Origin of the sequence: Acetobacter lambici, assembly GCF_011516885.1 — a bacterium.
GTDB classification, from domain to species: domain Bacteria; phylum Pseudomonadota; class Alphaproteobacteria; order Acetobacterales; family Acetobacteraceae; genus Acetobacter; species Acetobacter lambici.
On record NZ_WOTD01000015.1, the window covers coordinates 1 to 16,297 of the forward strand.

General features: G+C 57.6%; 13 protein-coding genes and 1 riboswitch. Of the genes, 6 read left to right on the forward strand and 7 right to left on the reverse strand.

Annotation, left to right across the window (positions count from 1 at the left end):
• Positions 1-143: 143 nt before the first annotated feature.
• From GOB86_RS16595 to GOB86_RS08405, 7 genes are all read right to left on the reverse strand, one after another.
• On the reverse strand, positions 144-977 hold the full coding sequence (locus GOB86_RS16595; protein WP_165991896.1) for an SDR family NAD(P)-dependent oxidoreductase: 834 nt from the start codon (positions 975-977) through the stop codon (positions 144-146).
• Positions 978-1,454: 477 nt separating this feature from the next.
• Entirely contained in the window at positions 1,455-2,897 is a 1,443-nt protein-coding gene (locus GOB86_RS08380) for a glycosyltransferase family 39 protein (RefSeq protein WP_165991897.1), read from the reverse strand.
• A 484-nt stretch (positions 2,898-3,381) separates the two neighbouring features.
• Positions 3,382-4,707 (reverse strand): outer membrane beta-barrel protein, encoded by a 1,326-nt coding sequence (locus GOB86_RS08385; RefSeq protein WP_165991898.1) that lies wholly within the window; start codon positions 4,705-4,707, stop codon positions 3,382-3,384.
• Between the two features lie 211 nt (positions 4,708-4,918).
• Positions 4,919-5,470: a flavodoxin family protein gene (locus tag GOB86_RS08390; RefSeq protein ID WP_165991899.1), complete on the reverse strand. Its 552-nt coding sequence runs from the start codon at positions 5,468-5,470 to the stop codon at positions 4,919-4,921.
• 199 nt (positions 5,471-5,669) lie between these two features.
• Positions 5,670-6,308, reverse strand: a complete 639-nt coding sequence (petA, locus tag GOB86_RS08395; protein WP_165991900.1) for a ubiquinol-cytochrome c reductase iron-sulfur subunit — start codon at positions 6,306-6,308, stop codon at positions 5,670-5,672.
• A gap of 22 nt (positions 6,309-6,330) precedes the next feature.
• On the reverse strand, positions 6,331-7,107 hold the full coding sequence (locus GOB86_RS08400) for a cytochrome c1 (protein WP_165991901.1): 777 nt from the start codon (positions 7,105-7,107) through the stop codon (positions 6,331-6,333).
• Entirely contained in the window at positions 7,107-8,300 is a 1,194-nt protein-coding gene (locus GOB86_RS08405; RefSeq protein WP_408737355.1) for a cytochrome b, read from the reverse strand. Before GOB86_RS08405 ends, GOB86_RS08400 begins: the two co-directional genes overlap by 1 nt.
• A 382-nt stretch (positions 8,301-8,682) precedes the next feature.
• A riboswitch (FMN riboswitch) is annotated at positions 8,683-8,830 on the forward strand.
• A 119-nt stretch (positions 8,831-8,949) separates the two neighbouring features.
• On the opposite strand from GOB86_RS08405, the gene ribD reads away from it, so the two are divergent.
• The 6 genes from ribD (at position 8,950) to GOB86_RS08435 (ending at position 16,212) form a co-directional block, all read left to right on the forward strand.
• Positions 8,950-10,002 (forward strand): bifunctional diaminohydroxyphosphoribosylaminopyrimidine deaminase/5-amino-6-(5-phosphoribosylamino)uracil reductase RibD, encoded by a 1,053-nt coding sequence (ribD, locus tag GOB86_RS08410; RefSeq protein ID WP_408737354.1) that lies wholly within the window; start codon positions 8,950-8,952, stop codon positions 10,000-10,002.
• Positions 9,984-10,586 (forward strand): riboflavin synthase, encoded by a 603-nt coding sequence (locus GOB86_RS08415; protein WP_165991903.1) that lies wholly within the window; start codon positions 9,984-9,986, stop codon positions 10,584-10,586. Before ribD ends, GOB86_RS08415 begins: the two co-directional genes overlap by 19 nt.
• On the forward strand, positions 10,571-11,908 hold the full coding sequence (gene ribB / locus GOB86_RS08420; protein ID WP_242012566.1) for a 3,4-dihydroxy-2-butanone-4-phosphate synthase: 1,338 nt from the start codon (positions 10,571-10,573) through the stop codon (positions 11,906-11,908). Before GOB86_RS08415 ends, ribB begins: the two co-directional genes overlap by 16 nt.
• 46 nt (positions 11,909-11,954) lie before the next feature.
• Positions 11,955-12,443 carry a 6,7-dimethyl-8-ribityllumazine synthase gene (ribH, locus tag GOB86_RS08425; protein ID WP_165991904.1) on the forward strand — a complete coding sequence of 163 codons (489 nt, stop codon included), beginning with the start codon at positions 11,955-11,957 and terminating at the stop codon, positions 12,441-12,443.
• Positions 12,444-12,497: 54 nt separating this feature from the next.
• On the forward strand, positions 12,498-13,508 hold the full coding sequence (locus tag GOB86_RS08430; RefSeq protein ID WP_165991905.1) for a lysylphosphatidylglycerol synthase domain-containing protein: 1,011 nt from the start codon (positions 12,498-12,500) through the stop codon (positions 13,506-13,508).
• Positions 13,509-13,617: 109 nt separating this feature from the next.
• On the forward strand, positions 13,618-16,212 hold the full coding sequence (locus GOB86_RS08435; RefSeq protein WP_165991906.1) for an MMPL family transporter: 2,595 nt from the start codon (positions 13,618-13,620) through the stop codon (positions 16,210-16,212).
• The last annotated feature ends 85 nt before the right edge of the window (positions 16,213-16,297 follow it).

The window sequence follows — 16,297 nt, forward strand, 5'->3', positions numbered from 1 at the left end:
TCGATATCGCCTGCCATGCCTGGAACCAGCTCGTCGATCAACCATGGCGCATCATGTCAATCGGACTGCGCAAGTGGGCTCATGGGTTATAGCAATCAACGGTTGGTATTAGCAGGCGTGCTTCCCGCCAAAGTGGTCAAAAACTACCCGGACTGACCGGAACGGTTTTTCAACAGGCTCTTCCGGTATCGTGTGCGGCTTGCTTTGGCCCATGCCGTCATGAATGGTAGGCAGAGACGTAAGAACCGGGGAGACCACAGGAAGAGACTGCAAAACAGTCTGTCAAAGCTCGATGGAAAGTTTTCTACATGCTTGCCAACGCCGTTTGAAAGAATCCAATTGGCTATTGCTTCTGGTTCTTGCGGTGCAGACATAAAGTTTAGAACCGAACCGCCATGTTCCATTTCCGTGGCGAGCATGGATGTGTTCACGCTCCCCGGGAATATGGAAGAAACATGAATCTGCTGGGGCTTGAGTTCCTGCTCCAACGCCAGAGCAAATCCGCGCAAGCCGAACTTGGATGCGGAATAAACGCTGCTTCCGGCCAGAGGAAAAATACCCGCCATGGAATTGGTATAGATAATATGCGAGCCTTTTGCCATCATGGGCAAAATGGCATTGGTCAACAGCATAACGCCAACCAGATTGATCTGAACCTGCTCTGTGGCAAGGCCATGCTCAAGCGTAGCTACGGACTGGGGGGAAATAACGCCCGCACAAAATACGAAAAGATTGATACTGTCACAGGTATTCCCAATAGTCCGGGCAGCGTCTTCAATAGTTTTTGAATCCGTCAGGTCGCATGTCAGCATGCAATCTACATATGCTGTGTCCACCGCGGGGTTTACCTGACGTGACAACCCAATGACCCAATACCCACGTTGGCGCAACTGATAACACAAAGCGCGCCCTATGCCGCCAGAAGCACCGCTTACAACGGCGGTTTTCTGGCCAGTTTTCTTGTTTTTTTCAAACAAAACAATTGCCTATCTCAACAATTCCCGATCCGACTTACATGCGGCAGGCCATGATTATGCTGCCAGCAATTGTGTTTTTCATGTACCATACCTTATCAGTCTTGTCTTCCTTGATCGTGCTTGATACCAGTTTAGTGGAGATGAGAATCATTCCTGATTTTGAACAGAATAAGTGGGGAAAAGTGAAAGCCTTATGGTTGTCTGCACAAGCCCACTAAAGATTTCTGTTCGGAGCCGGAGTTATATTTTTTAATTCTTTAACATTCATCCCCCAACGCATAGGTCCTGCTCACTTGTATCAGTAAGTCAGAAGGATGTCGGCCAATTGGTCTTGTTATATGGCCAAACGGGGTTGTTGAATAATAAACGTTATATATTCAGGCAGGTTCCTGCAAAAAACCCACAATATAGTTTGTGGCTGCGTTCTATTCCTTTGGGTGCAACTCCTGCCTGGAGCGCACCATCAAGTCCAAGCCTTTAGTGGGCCAGCATCTCCGAATTTGTCTGAGGTTGGGCTGGCTGCACTAATTTGTAAATTGAGAGTGAGAACTTGTTCGGTCGTGATGGCCGTACATTTATTGCATAAATTAATTGGTAATGTGCCTGTATCCACTGGCATACCGGCACTTCAACCTGATGGCGCGCGCAGGCATCATAGGGCATAACAACGTAAGGTGCGTTCTGCTGGAGGTCCTGTAGGTAATGTTGCCATGCCTGCTGGCCATACATGATGTCTATATGGGTATAGAATAGGTAAATATCAAACGGCTTGAGGTCAGCCATATAAAATACTGATTCATGAGTTCGAATATTCAGAACCTTTTTTTGACCAATTTCTTTGTGGATCGCAGCATAGTTTACCCGGTTGCTAAAGCGCAGGGTGTTGTAGTTCTTGTGAGTATTCTGCACCATAAAAAAAGCAACGGATGCAAAGAAGGGTATAAGCATATACCCTGTAGATGCCGCGCCCTGCCGCAACAGAATAGCCCACATAATGGCAGCGGGCACAAAGCAGAGCTGGAAGTAGTGGTCAAAGGGATGACCCGACAAGATGGTTGCCGGTAGGGACGATAAAAACCAGAGTGGCAACAGTAAGTTTTTGCGGTTTTCTTCAGTCCAGTTCAATGGGGAAAAACGTCTGCACCATGCAAGCAGGATGGGGCTAAGCAGTACAAGATCAATCGTGTTCCAGAGTAGGCCACGCAACCGCTCGTGCCATGACCCGCTATAATGGTGCAGGAAGTTCTGTTGCATGGAAAAATACGTCTGTAACGCACCGTGCCCAGCCATGATGTAGGGCGAGAACAGGAGCATCAACCCAGTCATGCTCCCCAGTAAAGTCAGGCCGCAGCGTGAGAGGCGGAACCAGCCGGGGGAAAGCAGCAGCACGGCGGCAGGAGCCGGAAGGCAGAGTGCTGAGAGGTAATTGACATTAACAACAAAGGCCGCCACGCAGCCTGCCAGAAAAAACAGGCTATTTTGATTGTTTTCCAGACCTTTGAGCATGAGGGTCAGGCATAAAGCTTCCCCCGTAAGTAGAACGAGTTCGGAGTTACCCGAAAGTATGTCGAACATAGATCCACAGACGATCAGCAGTATAAAAGCTGTCCGTCTGGAAAATTCACCAAATGCATGGCAAATGCAGGTAATAAGACCAATTAAAACAAATGCGAGAAGAGTAAATTTGCCTCTATAAAATGGAGTTATCTGGTCCCATAAGCCATAAAACAGGTCAACGCCAAATGGTTTATGGTCAAATCCGTAGGAATGAGGGAAGAGATGGTACCGTATTATGCCGCGCCCTAAAACGGTATAGTAAGCGGGGTCTTCATTTGAAAAAGGGATCAGTAGGTAGCTCAGGATATAAATAAAAACAGCCAGAAGCAGGCCGTATTTTAGGGCTGTATACCCTGTTGGCACGCGGCAGTCGGGGAGCAGGGCCGAAAAAACGGCATCTGTTCTGTTTTTTTTCTGCGGCATGCCATAAAACCCGACAGTGTAAAGACAGCATGCCCTTACAACTAATTAAGGCAGGATGTAACTCTTTATCGCAAACAGTAACCCCCACAGCATGGGGTGCCTATCCTGTTGGGTTTGTGGCTGTTGGAGTGGTGAGTTGAGCGGAACTGTTCCTCATCCATCTTTTCAAAGCACATGAAAATGGCCAAAATGCTGTGGGATGTATGGGGGTGTGCACCTGAGCGTTGGTTGCCAGTCGGTCTGGTGGCGCATCTTGTTGGTGGCGTGCTGTTGCGCGGGTGGCTCTTTTGCGCATGGCCCATAGGCTGCGCACGCATGGCGGCGATGGAACGAGATCAATACATGTGGCACGCCCACCTCCATTTGGGTGGCGGGCGTGCCAGAAGTTGTTTTTGTTCAGGCTAACTGTGGGGGCGTGTGTGCTTTAGAAGCCGATCACTGCGTCCCCACCAAAGGTGAACATGCCGTTGTTGCGACCGCCATTAAAGGGCGTGGTGCTGTTAAGCGCGCGGTCAAACCGGATTTCCGGGCGGAGTTGGAAGACGCGCACATGGTGCCCCAGATCTGGGCGGTAAGCGACGTTAAGCGAGAGATCGCCGTAGGTGGTGCCGTGGCCACTTGCGCCGGGCACAAGATCGGCCGGGCGGCCTGCAATGGCGTTCATATAGGAGTTATTGCCGCGGAAGGAGGCGACCAGCGAGTTGTTGTTGTCGCGGTAGATTTCGCCACGGTAGTTAAACGTAAAGTCCTTATTGATCTTGTAGCTCAGGAAGCTGACAAAGCTCTCGGCATCCGTGCCTGCAAACTGGCCGCGTGCGCCAATGCCGCGTACACCTTCGTCGTGCAGGTAGTTGAATTCGGCCGTCAGGCTCAGCTTGTCGTTGACCTGATAGGTCGCGTTAATATCGTTCCAGAAGCGCTGGGCATGGTTGGCTTCGTAACGAGAGATCGTGGAGGAGCCACGCCAGACGTCTTCTGGCCCCACGCGGCTGAGTTCGACAATCCGGAGTTTGCCGCCCAGCAGATTGTTCAGGTTAAAGCCAAAATAGCCCGCAGGCTTGTCGTTGTTGTCCGACGAGCCAAAGGTTGTCTGGTTGCCGGTATCAATCCCGAAAGTGACGTCCAGAATGGGAGTGACATGCCAGTTGAACATCGCGCCCACATGCTGGAAGGGCACGGAGTATTCAGATGTATAAGCCAGCGTGTAGAAGGCGCGGGAGGCGGGGTCCAGCCCTTCCACACCCATGGGGGCCTGTAGAATACCGGCCTGCATGTCCAGCCCGCCGGAGGTCAGCCAGGGCAGGTGCACGTCAACATGGGCCTGTGCGGGAATAAGCTGGTAGCGGGCCTTCCATTCCTGATCGGACACGCCGACCAGATGGTAGTACCGTGCGTCCGAACCATAAAGACCTTCGAGCGTAAAGCCAATCTGGTAGGTGTTCTTGCTCGGATCAATGGCTTTGGAGAGCGTGAATTCCGCCTGGTTCAACTGGACCTGATTGGCATGGTCGGCCAGAAAGTCACCAAAGTTGTAGCCGGGATTGGGGCGGGCCGGGTTAGCCATGATACCGCCTTCAATCTGGCCGATCAGCGTAACATCGGACAGCCAGTGCGACAGGTCGGACCCCCCACTGGAAAAAGCTGAAAACGGGTGAACCTGTGCCTTTGCCGACTTAAAAGGAGCGGCCACCAGAACAGAAGCAACGCTTAAGGCAATGGCAAAACCTGATTTTTTTCTGGACAGATTCATTACTCAGATTCCCGCACTTTTATTGTATTTATATGTGCTGCTAAGGTGATTGACTAGTCCGATTGGTAACATTCCGATATCAGAATGAAATAGCAAAAACGACAAGCGGGTATCACAGTTGCGTGATACCCGCTGACAATGGCGCGGTTTTATTTATCTTTTTAAAGAATAGACCATCACCACGCAATTTCCTGCCGTATAAATACGGATTTCATGCAAATCGTTCTGTAATTTCGGCAATGCGCAGGCCAAATGCAGTGGCCGTATCCAGCCCACCTTGTGGAATTTCGTCCACGCTGGCGTCAGAGGGGCTTTGCACCAGCAGGCCGGTGGAGCCGCCAAGGGCGTTCAGGTCTGTGTTTTTGGCAGCTTTGGTGTTGGAGGGCAGCATGCCAAGGCTGATCCAGATGCCGCCATGCTGGCCTGCAAGGGTTTGCAGCCATGCCAGTGTTACCCCTTTGTCGCCTGCTGGGCTTGCGCTGTTGGTAAAGCCCGCGAACAGCTTGTTCTGCCAGCCCCGCATGAACCATATTTTGGATGAGGCATCCGCGAATTTTTTGAACTGCCAGCTTGCGTTGCCCATATAGGTGGGCGCGCCAAACACAATGGTTTTGGCTTCGGCCAGCTTGTCCCATGCACTGTCGGGCAGGTCACCATTCTCATCAATGGCAATCAGCTCGGCTTTGGCACCTTGGGCAAGGTGTTCCGCCACTTTGCGGGTGTGGCCATAACCTGAGTGATAAACAACAACAATCCCGGACATATCTGCAATTCCCTGTGTATTTTAAGGCCGGACCGCAAAGGGCCTGCCCCGATTACACAAGCATGGCGTAGTCCGTCATGGCTGATAAGCGGCTTTTGGGCAAAAGCATTTCACACCATGGGTGTGAGCTTTGTGTGCGGTGAGAGTGGGGAGAAGGGCTGGAAAAACCCCGCCAGACACGGAACAGGCGGGGAAGGGGTTAGATCTGCTCTATGGTCGAAAAATCGAATGTTTCCCCTTTGGGGTTCTCGCCCAGCCGGATCACTGTGGCAGACGCCATGGCGTAAGGGGGTACAGGCAGGTTGTAAGGTGCTGGAGCGCCTTTTTGCACCCGTCCCGCCAGATCAAACTTGGAGCCATGGCACGGGCAGCCATACCCGCCCGATGCCTCCGGCCCGCTCCCCTGAGGGGGGATGTAGGCTGGCACGCAGCCCAGATGTGTGCAGATGCCAACATAAACCCCGTATTCGGGGGCAATGGACCGGTGCCAGTTGCGGGCATAGCCGGGCTGCTGGTTGGCGGTGGAGCCGGGGTCCTTGAGCTGCGCGCTCAGCTCCGCATTTTGCAGGCTCGCCAGTTCTTCAGGCGTGCGGCGGATAATAAAGACCGGCTTGCCCTGCCATACGGCCACCATCTGCTGGCCGGGAGCAAGGCGTGTAATATCCACATCAACCGGCAGGTGGGCTGCAGCGCTGTCCTGGGGTTGCAGGCTTTCCACAAACGGAATGGCGCAGGCCGCAATGCCTGTGACCGTGCCAGCCGTGGTGACCATGCCCAGAAAGTCGCGGCGGCCGGGGGCCTGTTCGGGAGCTGGGTTGGTGTCAGTCTCGCGTGTCATGGTTGTGCGTGCTTTCCGTTCTTCACTGCGTTTTCAGGCGTTTCCAGATTTTGCGTTTCCATGCAACGGCCAGCGCCAGAAGCACGGCCAGATAGGCCATAACGGCCTTGCCAATACTATGGCGTTCATTGCGGTGCGGATCGGACGCCCAGACCAGAAAAGTGGTTATGTCGCGTGCCTGCTGTTCCACCGTGGCGGGTGTGCCATCGGGGTAATGGATCATGCCGTTCATCAGGGGCGGGGGCATGCCAATCATGTGGCCTGTGGCCCAGTCGTTATAAAACTTGCCTGGCACCATGGGGGCATCGGCTGGTGGTGGCATGCGGTAGCCGGTCAAAAAAGCATACAGCCAGTCTGGTCCGCCGGGGTGGGTCATGGCAAGGCGGGACTGATCGGGCGGGGCCACGCCCCCCATCATGGCCGCAGCGGCTGCATCGCTGGGGAAGGGGGAGTTTAGGTGGTCGTCGGGCAATCCGGGGCGCGTGGTGGGTTGCCCCATGGCGTCTGGCGCGCCGGGTTGTGGTTTGGCTTTTGCGGTTTCGGCAATCTGCTGCTGGGTCAGGCCAATGCCAGCCAGATCGTTATAAGTCAGGTTACGCATGCCATGGCAGGTGGAGCAGACGCGCTGGAACACCACAAAGCCGCGTTGCAGGCTGCCTTTGTCATACTGGCCCAGTGGGCCGTCAAAGCTCCATGCCTGATGCGGGGGTGTTTTGTCCGGCTCATTGGCCAGCGCTGCACCGGACAGGCCAAGCGCCACCAACAGACCCAGAGCGGGGCGGGTAAAAGGACTCCGCATCAGTGATCTCCTTCCGCGGCGGCAATGGAGGCGGGGAGGGGGCGTGTTTTTTCCCGGCTTGAGGCAAGGGGGAGCAGCACCACGAAGTAGCTGAAGTAATAAATCCCGGCCAGTCGCGCCACAATCAGCCATCCGCCCTGAGCATGGTGCTTGCCCGCCGCTGCCAGCAGAATAAAAGCCGCGACAAGCCCGAACAGGCCAATCCGGCAGAGCGGGCGGAAGCGCATGGAACGCACGGGGGAGCGGTCCAGCCAAGGCAGGGCAAACAGGATAAGAAGGGATGCGGCGGAGGACACCAGCCCGCCAAATTTGGAAGGAACGGACTGGAGCAGGCCATAAAAAGGCAGAAAATACCATTCCGGCTCAATATCCGCCGGTGTGTGCATGGGGTCGGCCGGAGTGTAATTATCCGCCTCGATCAGCACATTGGGCCAGAAGAACATAAGGGCCGCAAACACCATGGCGAACACGATAAGGCCAACCAGATCCTTGCTGATGTAATAGGGGTAGAACGGCACGGTATCCTTTGGGGTGCGTGGTTCAACTCCCAGCGGGTTGTTGGAGCCATTGACATGCACAATGGTCACATGCAGCCCAACAACCCCAACGACCACAAAGGCCAGCAGAAAGTGCAGGACAAAAAAGTGGTGCAAAAACACATCCCCCAAATGGTCCCCGCCCGCCATAATGTGCTCAAGGCTTGGCCCAATGCCGGGTATGGCGCCCACGGCTTTGGTAATCACGTCCGCTCCCCAGTAGGACATCTGGCCCCATGGCAGCATGTAGCCTGCAAAGGCAGTGGCCATGACCAGCACCAGCAGGAGCAGGCCGCTCAGCCACAGCAGCTCACGCGGAGCCTTGTAGGAGCCGTAATACAGGCCACGGAACAGGTGTACGTAGAGTGCGGCCAAAAACAGGTTGGCCCCGGTCATATGCATGGCCCGTAGCAGCCACCCGCCAGCAAGCTGGCGATCTATGGCCTCGACCGACAGAAAAGCCCCCGCATTAGTGGGGGTGTAGTTCATGGCCAGAAAAATGCCGGTAGCCAGCATAAGCAGCAGAACAACAGTGAGAATGGCGCCAAAATTCCACAACCCGTTCAGGTTACGGGGTAGGCGGAAGTCAATATATTCAGCCCGGAAGGCGGAAATAACAGGCAGGCGTGCCTCCACCCACCCGGCAAGGCCGGTCATGGCCACGGGGGATGAGGTGGTTTGGGGGGCCGGGTCTGGCTTGGTCATGGCTGGTCCATGGGGGTTGAGGGAGCACCAACATACAACGCGAATGCAACCGGAGGGAAGGAACACAGGGTAAGCAAGGGGAAAACCTGCCAGAACTCATGGTTGCAAAAGGGCCGCCCGCTTGGTCCACGGCTGGACCGGGGCTGCGTGTGCCTCTCATAACAGTGTCGGAATGTTAGGCAAAGGGGGGTGGCTTTGCGTGGCGTTCCAACGGGGCTGGTGGGGGGTGTGTCAGGGCTGCCCGGATCAGCCATAAGGAGATGTGAAGTGTTTTGCCCTTGCAACCCGCAGGGCTTGGGGCCATCATATTAACAGAGCACCCGCTGTGTGGGTGCGACGTTCTCAGGGCAGGGTGTAATTCCCTACCGGCGGTAAAGGGGTGGTGCGCTACCCCAAGCCCGCGAGCGCCTGCTTCGGCAGGGTCAGCAGATCCGGTGTAATTCCGGAGCCGACGGTCATAGTCCGGATGAGAGAGAACGAAAAAGAGAGACTCGTTTTTTGTCCGTTATGCCGGAGTCCGGTTTGCGTGCAAGGAGCGGGCGACCTTTTTTGACGCCCTGAGTCCGTCTGTAACGTGCAGGTATGGACTGAAGAGAACAGGGTGAACAGCATTTCACAAACTTTCTCCCACGCAATGCCAGAGCGTGTTGGCGCAGCCTTTGATCTGGCTGTGTTCGAGGCGTGGCGCTTTGCCGGGCAGACAGCGCCAAACCCCGCCGTGGGGTGCGTGTTGCTGGACGCACAGGGAGCCGTGCTGGTCATTGCCGCCCACCATAAGGCAGGTGAACTGCACGCCGAACGTCTGGCCGTGGAACAGGCGCGCGCCCTGGGTGTGGTGGAGCGGATTCATACCGCTGTGGTCACGCTTGAGCCATGCAACCATACCGGGCGCACACCCCCCTGTACGCAGGCCCTGCTTTCTACCCCCGTGCAAACGGTCTGGATTGGTTGTGCAGACCCCAACCCCCATGTGCCCGGCGGAGGGGCAGCCTATTTGCAGGCCCAAGGGCTGGCTGTGCGCTGGCTGGCCCACGCGCCCAATGGTGCGGCCTGCATGGCGCGCTGCCGTGCGCTGCTGGCCCCGTTTGCATGGCGTATGGTGCATGAGCGGCCGTGGATTACGGTCAAACAGGCCGTTAACGCCCAAGGCAGCATGGTGCCCCCCGCAGGCAGCACAACCTTTACAACCGCGCAATCGCTCCAGTTTGCCCATGCCCTGCGGCGGGTGACGGACGGTATTGTTACGGGCACGGGCACAATACAGGCTGACCAGCCCGCCTTTACCGTGCGGCATGTGCCAGACCACGCCAGCCGTCGGCGCGTGCTGGTGGTGTGTGGGGCGCAACGCAATGTGCCGCCCCACTGGCTGGCACAGGCCGAGCAGCGGTTTGATGTGTTGTTCTGCCCAGATTGCGCCGACCTGCCCGCCCTGCTGGCTAACACGTCGGCCCTGTGGGTCATGGTGGAGGCCGGTCCTACCCTGCTGCGCGCCATAAGTGCGCAGGGTCTGTGGGATGACTGGCTGCATATCGGGCAGGACGCGCAGGGGTGTGACCATTTTTCTGTTTCCACCCGACACGACATCTCCCCCCTTTCCCTTTTCCCTCAATGGGCAGAATGCACGCAGGAGCAGGCATGTTTTCCGGTATTATAGAATCCCTCGGTCAGGTCCTTAAGGTGGAGCAGGGTGCTCGCTCCCTTATGCTGGAAGTACAGACCGGGCTTGCCGATGTGGCCGAAGGCGAGAGCATTGCCGTTAATGGTGTGTGCCTGACAGCCGTTGCTCCGGCACAGAACATGCCCGTCCGTTTTTTTGTGAGCAGCGAGACACTGGACCGCACCATGCTGGGCACGCTCACGGCAGGCTCACGGGTTAATCTGGAACGCGCGGTCACGCCTTCCACCCGTTTGTCGGGGCATATTGTGCAGGGGCATGTGGACGGGCTTGGCCGGTTTGTAGGCGCGACCTTTGTGGGCGATGCCCGGCGTGTGGAATTTGATATTCCAGCAGACCTGCGCCGCTACATGGTGGAAAAAGGCTCCGTCGCACTCGATGGGATCAGCCTGACACTGAACGAGGTGGGGGCTGTGCATGATGGTATGTTCCGCATTGCCCTCATGATCATTCCGCACACATGGGACCACACCACGCTGGGCACGCTCAACGTGGGGGATGCGGTGAATGTGGAAGTGGATATCATTGCAAAATATGTGGAGGCACAATGTCAGGCAAAATGACACAGGGGCAGACCGCACCGCTCCAGCCTTCCGGGCGTCTGTTGCGCGCGCTGGACGCCGTGCGCGCGGGCCGCATGGTCGTGATGGTGGATGATGAGGACCGCGAGAACGAGGGAGATCTTGTGATGGCGGCCGAATTCATGACCCCGCAGGCCATGAACTTCATGATCACTCATGCCCGTGGGCTGGTCTGCCTGCCCCTGACTGCGGAGCGGGTTGCGCAGCTTGAACTGCCCATGATGGTCCGCCAGAGCGACAACACCGCCCAGTACGGCACGGCCTTTACCGTGTCGATCGAGGCGCGGGAGGGTGTGAGCACGGGCATTTCCGCAGCGGATCGCGCGCAGACGGTACTGGTCGCCACAGCGGATGATGCCGGGCCTGCGGATATTGCATCCCCTGGGCATATCTTCCCCCTGCGTGCCGAACCCGGTGGGGTGCTGGCGCGCATTGGTCATACGGAAGGCTCCATTGACCTGCTGCGCCTTGCAGGGCTCAAGCCCGCCGCGGTGATCTGCGAAATTCTGAACGAGGACGGCACAATGGCCCGCCGCCCTCAGCTGGACGTGTTCGCCCGCCAGCATGACCTGCCCATTATCTCCATTGCCGAACTGGTGACGTGGATCGGGGCTAACGGTCTGGCACCTGTTGCTCCGCAACCCGCTGCGGCTCCCGTGGCGGCGGAAGAGACCGTGCCCGATCTGGCCAAGGCCGCCCTGCCCAGCGTTTATGGCGGGAACGATCTGATTATCCACGCCTTTAAGGACGAAAACGGCGTGGAGCATGTGGCTCTGGTCAAGGGCGATGTGCGGCCCACAGGCCCGGTGCCGCTGGTGCGCCTGCATTCCGAATGTGTAACAGGGGATGCGCTGGGCTCCCTGCGGTGCGACTGCGGGTCCCAGCTTCAGGCGGCCTTGCAGGCCATTGGGCAGGCGGAGTGTGGCGTGCTGGTGTATGTGCGTGGGCATGAAGGGCGCGGCATTGGTCTGGTCAACAAAATCCGTGCCTACGAATTGCAGGATGCGGGGCTGGATACGGTGGAGGCCAACCACAGGCTGGGCTTTGCCACCGATGCGCGGGACTGGCGGGCAGCGGCCGGTATTCTGCGCAGCCTTGGCGTGGGGCAGCTTGATCTGCTGACCAACAACCCCGACAAGGTGCGCGCGCTGGAAAGCCGTGGCTTTGTGGTGCGCAAAAGACTGGGGCTGGAAATTCCGGCCAACACGTTCAACCGTGCCTACCTGCATGCCAAGCGCCAGCGCATGGGCCACCATCTGAGCTGCGATGCCCCAACCCCGGCGCTGCACACAGTTTCTGCCTGATCTGAATTATATCACGACGTAGCGATTATTAAGGAAAATACGACCCATGGGTACACGTTCCCCCGTTACTCTGCCTGACCTTAAGGCACTTTCCCCCGCTCCCCGTCTGGCGCTGGTTGTCAGCCGGTTTAATGAGACGGTAACAGGTGGCCTGCGTGATGGCGCCATTGCATGGCTGGGCGAGCACAACATTGCCGTGGCCGAAGGTGATGTGTTTGCCGCCCCCGGCGCGTTTGAAATGCCCCTGCTGGCACAGGCACTGGCCAAAAGCGGGCGGTATGAAGGCGTGATCTGCCTTGGCTGCGTGGTCAAGGGTGATACCGCGCATTTTGAATTTATCAGCCTTGGGGCGACCATTGGCATCATGCAGGCAAGCCTTGCAACGGAAGTGCCGGTCGCGTTTGGTATCCTCACCACTTATTCGGAAGAACAGGCGACTGTGCGTTCTTCGGATGATGTGCATAATAAAGGGCGTGAGGCCGCTGCGGCATGTGTGGAATCTCTTGCTCTCCTGCGCCAGATCAGGGAGGGGTAAAAGGAGCCACATGCCGGGGTCAGCAGCGCCTGGGGCATGGGATGGGGAGACTGCATGAAGCGCATCACTCTTGTGGCCGGCGTTCTGGGGCTGGGCCTGACGGTATGGATGCTCTCGCGCTTTGGCGCGCAGGCCATTTTTGCGCTTGTGATGACTGGCGGCTGGGGAATCCTTGCCGCCATTGTCTTTCATGGTGTTCAGGTTTCCCTTTCCGCGCAGGCGTGGCGTATTATTGCACGGCGTGACCTGCCCCCGCATCTGCCCCTGCGTGACTTTTTCATGCTCCGCTGTGTGCGCGAAGGGGTGAATAATCTGCTGCCCGTAGCGCAGGTGGGGGGGGAGGTTGTCTCCAGCCGCCTGCTGGCCCGGCGCGGTCTGGGTCTGCGCCGGGCCGCGGCCGCTACCATTTGTGACCTTACGATCGAACTGCTCAGTCAGGTGCTGTTTACGGTGGCGGGTCTGCTGTTACTGCTTGCTCTGGTCCAGCGCTCCGCCGTGACCGACAGGCTGCTCGAAAGTGCACTGGTCCTTGCCGTTATTGGTGTTGCCGTATTTGCCAGCCAGTGGCTTGGAGCCGTGGCGGTGGTGGAAAAGCTGCTGGAGCGGATTGCCGCCCATCTGGGCTGGGGCGGGGTTGAGGGTATTCGCGGTATTCATCAGGAAGTGCTGGGTCTTTACAAAACCCGGCGCAACGCGGTGACCTGTCTGGTCATCCAGTTTGCGGCATGGGCGCTGGGGGCGGTGGAAGTCTGCCTGATCCTGCATTTTATGGGGCATGACTGCTCGCTGGCGACCGGCTTTGTGATTGAGGGCGTGGGCGAGGCCGCCAAGTCCGCGGGCTTTGCCGTGCCCGGAGCACTGGGTGTGTCAGAGGGGGGGTATATGGTTGTCGGCGGGCTGTTTGGCATTGCCCCACCTGTTGCCATTGCGCTCTCGCTTATCAAGCGCCTGCGCGAAATTGCGTGGGGTCTGCCCGCTCTGGTGCTGTGGCAGTGGCTGGAACACGCATGGTCCGACCACGGGAAAAGCGCGGAAAAATCCCATTTTCCCCATTCTGGACGGTAAAAGAAGAGTGGTCTGTGTATATCGTCACTTGCATCGTGCGAAGCTGTTAGGCAAACCAAGGCGGTTTTGTGCCTGACGCCATGACTTTTCTAGGATCTTGTCGTTTATCATGCTCTTTGCACCCATAGGTCGTTTTATCACCCTCTGTGCGCGCCATGCGTGGCTGGTCGTGGCACTTTTTTGCGTGCTGTCAGGTGCTGGTGTTTATGCGGGCATGACACAGCTTGGCGTGACCACGGATACGAGCAAAATGCTCTCCCCCCGCCTCCAGTGGAAACAGCGCTCCGATGAGATGGCCCGCCTGTTCCCGCAAAAGGAGAACCTGCTGGTCGCGGTGGTGGAAGCCGATCTGCCAGAAGAAGGGCAGGAAACAGCCCAGCAACTGGCCACAAAGCTGGCGGCGGACCACAAGCACTTTGCCTTTGCCAACAGGCCGGATGCCAACCCCTACCTTGAGCGCAACGGGCTTATGTTTCTGGAGCCCAAACCTCTGGCGGGGATCCTGAACGACACAATTGCGGCCCAGCCCTTTTTGTCCGCTCTTGCGCAGGACCCGTCCGCGCGCGGGCTTTTTGGAGCACTCTCCCTGATAGCGGAAGGGGTCAAGACCGGGCAGGCCAATCTGGCTGGTTTTCAGGCACCCCTGACCGGCTTTGCCAATACGCTGGAAAAAGCAGCGGATGGTCAGGCGACTCCCCTGTCATGGCAGCGTCTGCTGGGCGGGCAGTTGTCCGACCTTGCCGGGCGTTACCAGTTTGTTATGACCCAGCCCATTCTGGACTATGGCTCCTTCCAGCCCGGAGGAGAGGCCACGGACGCCATGCGCGACGTGATCAAGGATCTTGAATTCGTGCGCACTGGCCACGCCAAGGTCCACCTGACCGGGCAGGTGCAGCTTGATGATGAAGAGTTTGCAACCGTGGCCGAAGGCATGGTGGCAGGGCTTGTCGGGTCCTTGCTGCTGGTCACACTGTGGCTTGCGCTGGCCGTGCGGTCATGGCGCGTGGTGCTGCCGATTGTGGTAACACTTGTTGTGGGGCTGTTGCTGACAACGGGCTTTGCTGCGGTGGCCGTGGGCACGCTCAATCTGATTTCGGTCGCATTCGCCATTCTGTTCGTGGGGATTGCGGTGGATTTTGCCATCCAGTTTTCCGTGCGCTTCAGGGCACAAAGCCCGATTGCCACGGGCAAGGATGGCATGTATGAAGCCCTGCGCATGACGGGGGAGGAAACGGGGCATCAGATTCTGGTTGCCTCCCTTGCCACGTCCGCCGGGTTTTTGGCGTTTACGCCCACAGCCTTTCTGGGCGTGGCCCAGTTGGGGCTGATCGCGGGTATTGGCATGCTGGTGGCATTTGTGTGCACAACCACCCTGCTGCCCGCGCTGCTGTGCATCTGCCACCCGCCGCTTAACTGCCCCAGCATGGGGTATGCGTGGATGAAGCCGGTGGATGTTAAAATCCGGCATCACCGCAAATGGCTTCTGGCGTTTTTTGGCGTGGTTGCGGTTGTCGGGCTGGCGCTGGTGCCTGCCTTGCAGTTTGATGGAGACCCGCTGCACACCAAAAACCCCAACTCCGAGGGCATGCGTGCGCTCAGCCTGCTGATCGGCAACCCGCAGACATCCCCTTACAGCGCGGAGCTTCTGGTCAAGTCTCTGGCGGAAGCCGAGAAAGAAGCCGATCGTCTGGATGAACTGCCCGATGTGCATGACGTCATGTGGCTTGGTTCATACGTGCCCAACCAGCAGCCAGAAAAACTCGCTCTTATTCAGGATGCGGCCTCCATGCTGCTGCCAACCCTGATTGTGCCCAACCCCAAGCCCGCACCCACTGCGGCAGACCTGCGTGCCGCTGCGGCCAGCACGGCCAAGGCTCTGGCAGAGGTGCAGGACAAGCTGCCAGCCAACGACCCGCTGCGCAGGATTGCTGCGGCACTGACCCGTCTGGCCACAGCGCCAGATGCTACGGTTGAAGCCGCGAACACAGCACTGGTACGCTTTTTGCCGCCAGAACTGGCACAATTGCGGAGCATGTTGCAGGCTGGGCCTGTGAGCATTCATGATGTGCCGCCAAGCATTGCAAACGACTACCTGCTGCCCGATGGCCGCGCTCTTGTGGAAGTCCACCCCAAAGGGGTGATGAGCAGTTCCGGCGCACTGCGCAAATTTGTTGCGTCCTTGCAGAAGGTCGAACCCGATATGGCCGGTACGGCGGTGGATATTGTGGAAAGTGCCCGCTCCATTGTGCGTGCGTTCGAGCAGGCCGCGGGGGCTGCTGTGGTCATGATCGCCATTATCCTTATGATCGCGCTGCGCAGGGTTAAGGATATGGCGCTTGTGCTGGCTCCGTTGCTGCTTTCCGCGCTGATGACGGTCATTCTGGTCGTGCTGCTGCCCGAAACGCTGAACTTCGCCAATATTATTGCGCTCCCCCTGCTGCTTGGGGTTGGTGTTTCCTTCAACATCTATTTTGTTATGAACTGGCGCGATGGGGTTCAGTTTCCGCTGGCGTCTCCCACAGCGCGGGCCGTGCTGTTCTCGGCCCTGACCACGGGTACGGCCTTTGGCTCGCTCGCCCTTTCTCACCATCCCGGCACGGCCAGCATGGGGCGTCTGCTCCTGCTATCGCTGACCTGCACATTGTTGGGTACATTGGTGTTTGTCCCAGCCCTGCTGCCCAAAAGACCGACTGACGACGTTTGAGCCCAAGGGGCACCGGGCGCATCAGGTTGCCCGGTCATGCGCGTAAAAAAACCTCCCCGGTTTGCGGGGAGGTTTTTTTATTGGC

Coding starts and splice junctions, on each gene's coding strand:
- petA (WP_165991900.1), bottom strand. CDS start 6,308: ATGACACGCGAGACTGACACCAACCCAGCTCCCGAACAGGCCCCCGGC.
- GOB86_RS08430 (WP_165991905.1), top strand. CDS start 12,498: ATGAAGCGCATCACTCTTGTGGCCGGCGTTCTGGGGCTGGGCCTGACG.
- GOB86_RS08400 (WP_165991901.1), bottom strand. CDS start 7,107: ATGCGGAGTCCTTTTACCCGCCCCGCTCTGGGTCTGTTGGTGGCGCTT.
- GOB86_RS08390 (WP_165991899.1), bottom strand. CDS start 5,470: ATGTCCGGGATTGTTGTTGTTTATCACTCAGGTTATGGCCACACCCGC.
- GOB86_RS08385 (WP_165991898.1), bottom strand. CDS start 4,707: ATGAATCTGTCCAGAAAAAAATCAGGTTTTGCCATTGCCTTAAGCGTT.
- GOB86_RS08415 (WP_165991903.1), top strand. CDS start 9,984: ATGTTTTCCGGTATTATAGAATCCCTCGGTCAGGTCCTTAAGGTGGAG.
- ribB (WP_242012566.1), top strand. CDS start 10,571: ATGTCAGGCAAAATGACACAGGGGCAGACCGCACCGCTCCAGCCTTCC.
- GOB86_RS08435 (WP_165991906.1), top strand. CDS start 13,618: ATGCTCTTTGCACCCATAGGTCGTTTTATCACCCTCTGTGCGCGCCAT.
- GOB86_RS08405 (WP_408737355.1), bottom strand. CDS start 8,300: ATGACCGGCCTTGCCGGGTGGGTGGAGGCACGCCTGCCTGTTATTTCC.
- ribH (WP_165991904.1), top strand. CDS start 11,955: ATGGGTACACGTTCCCCCGTTACTCTGCCTGACCTTAAGGCACTTTCC.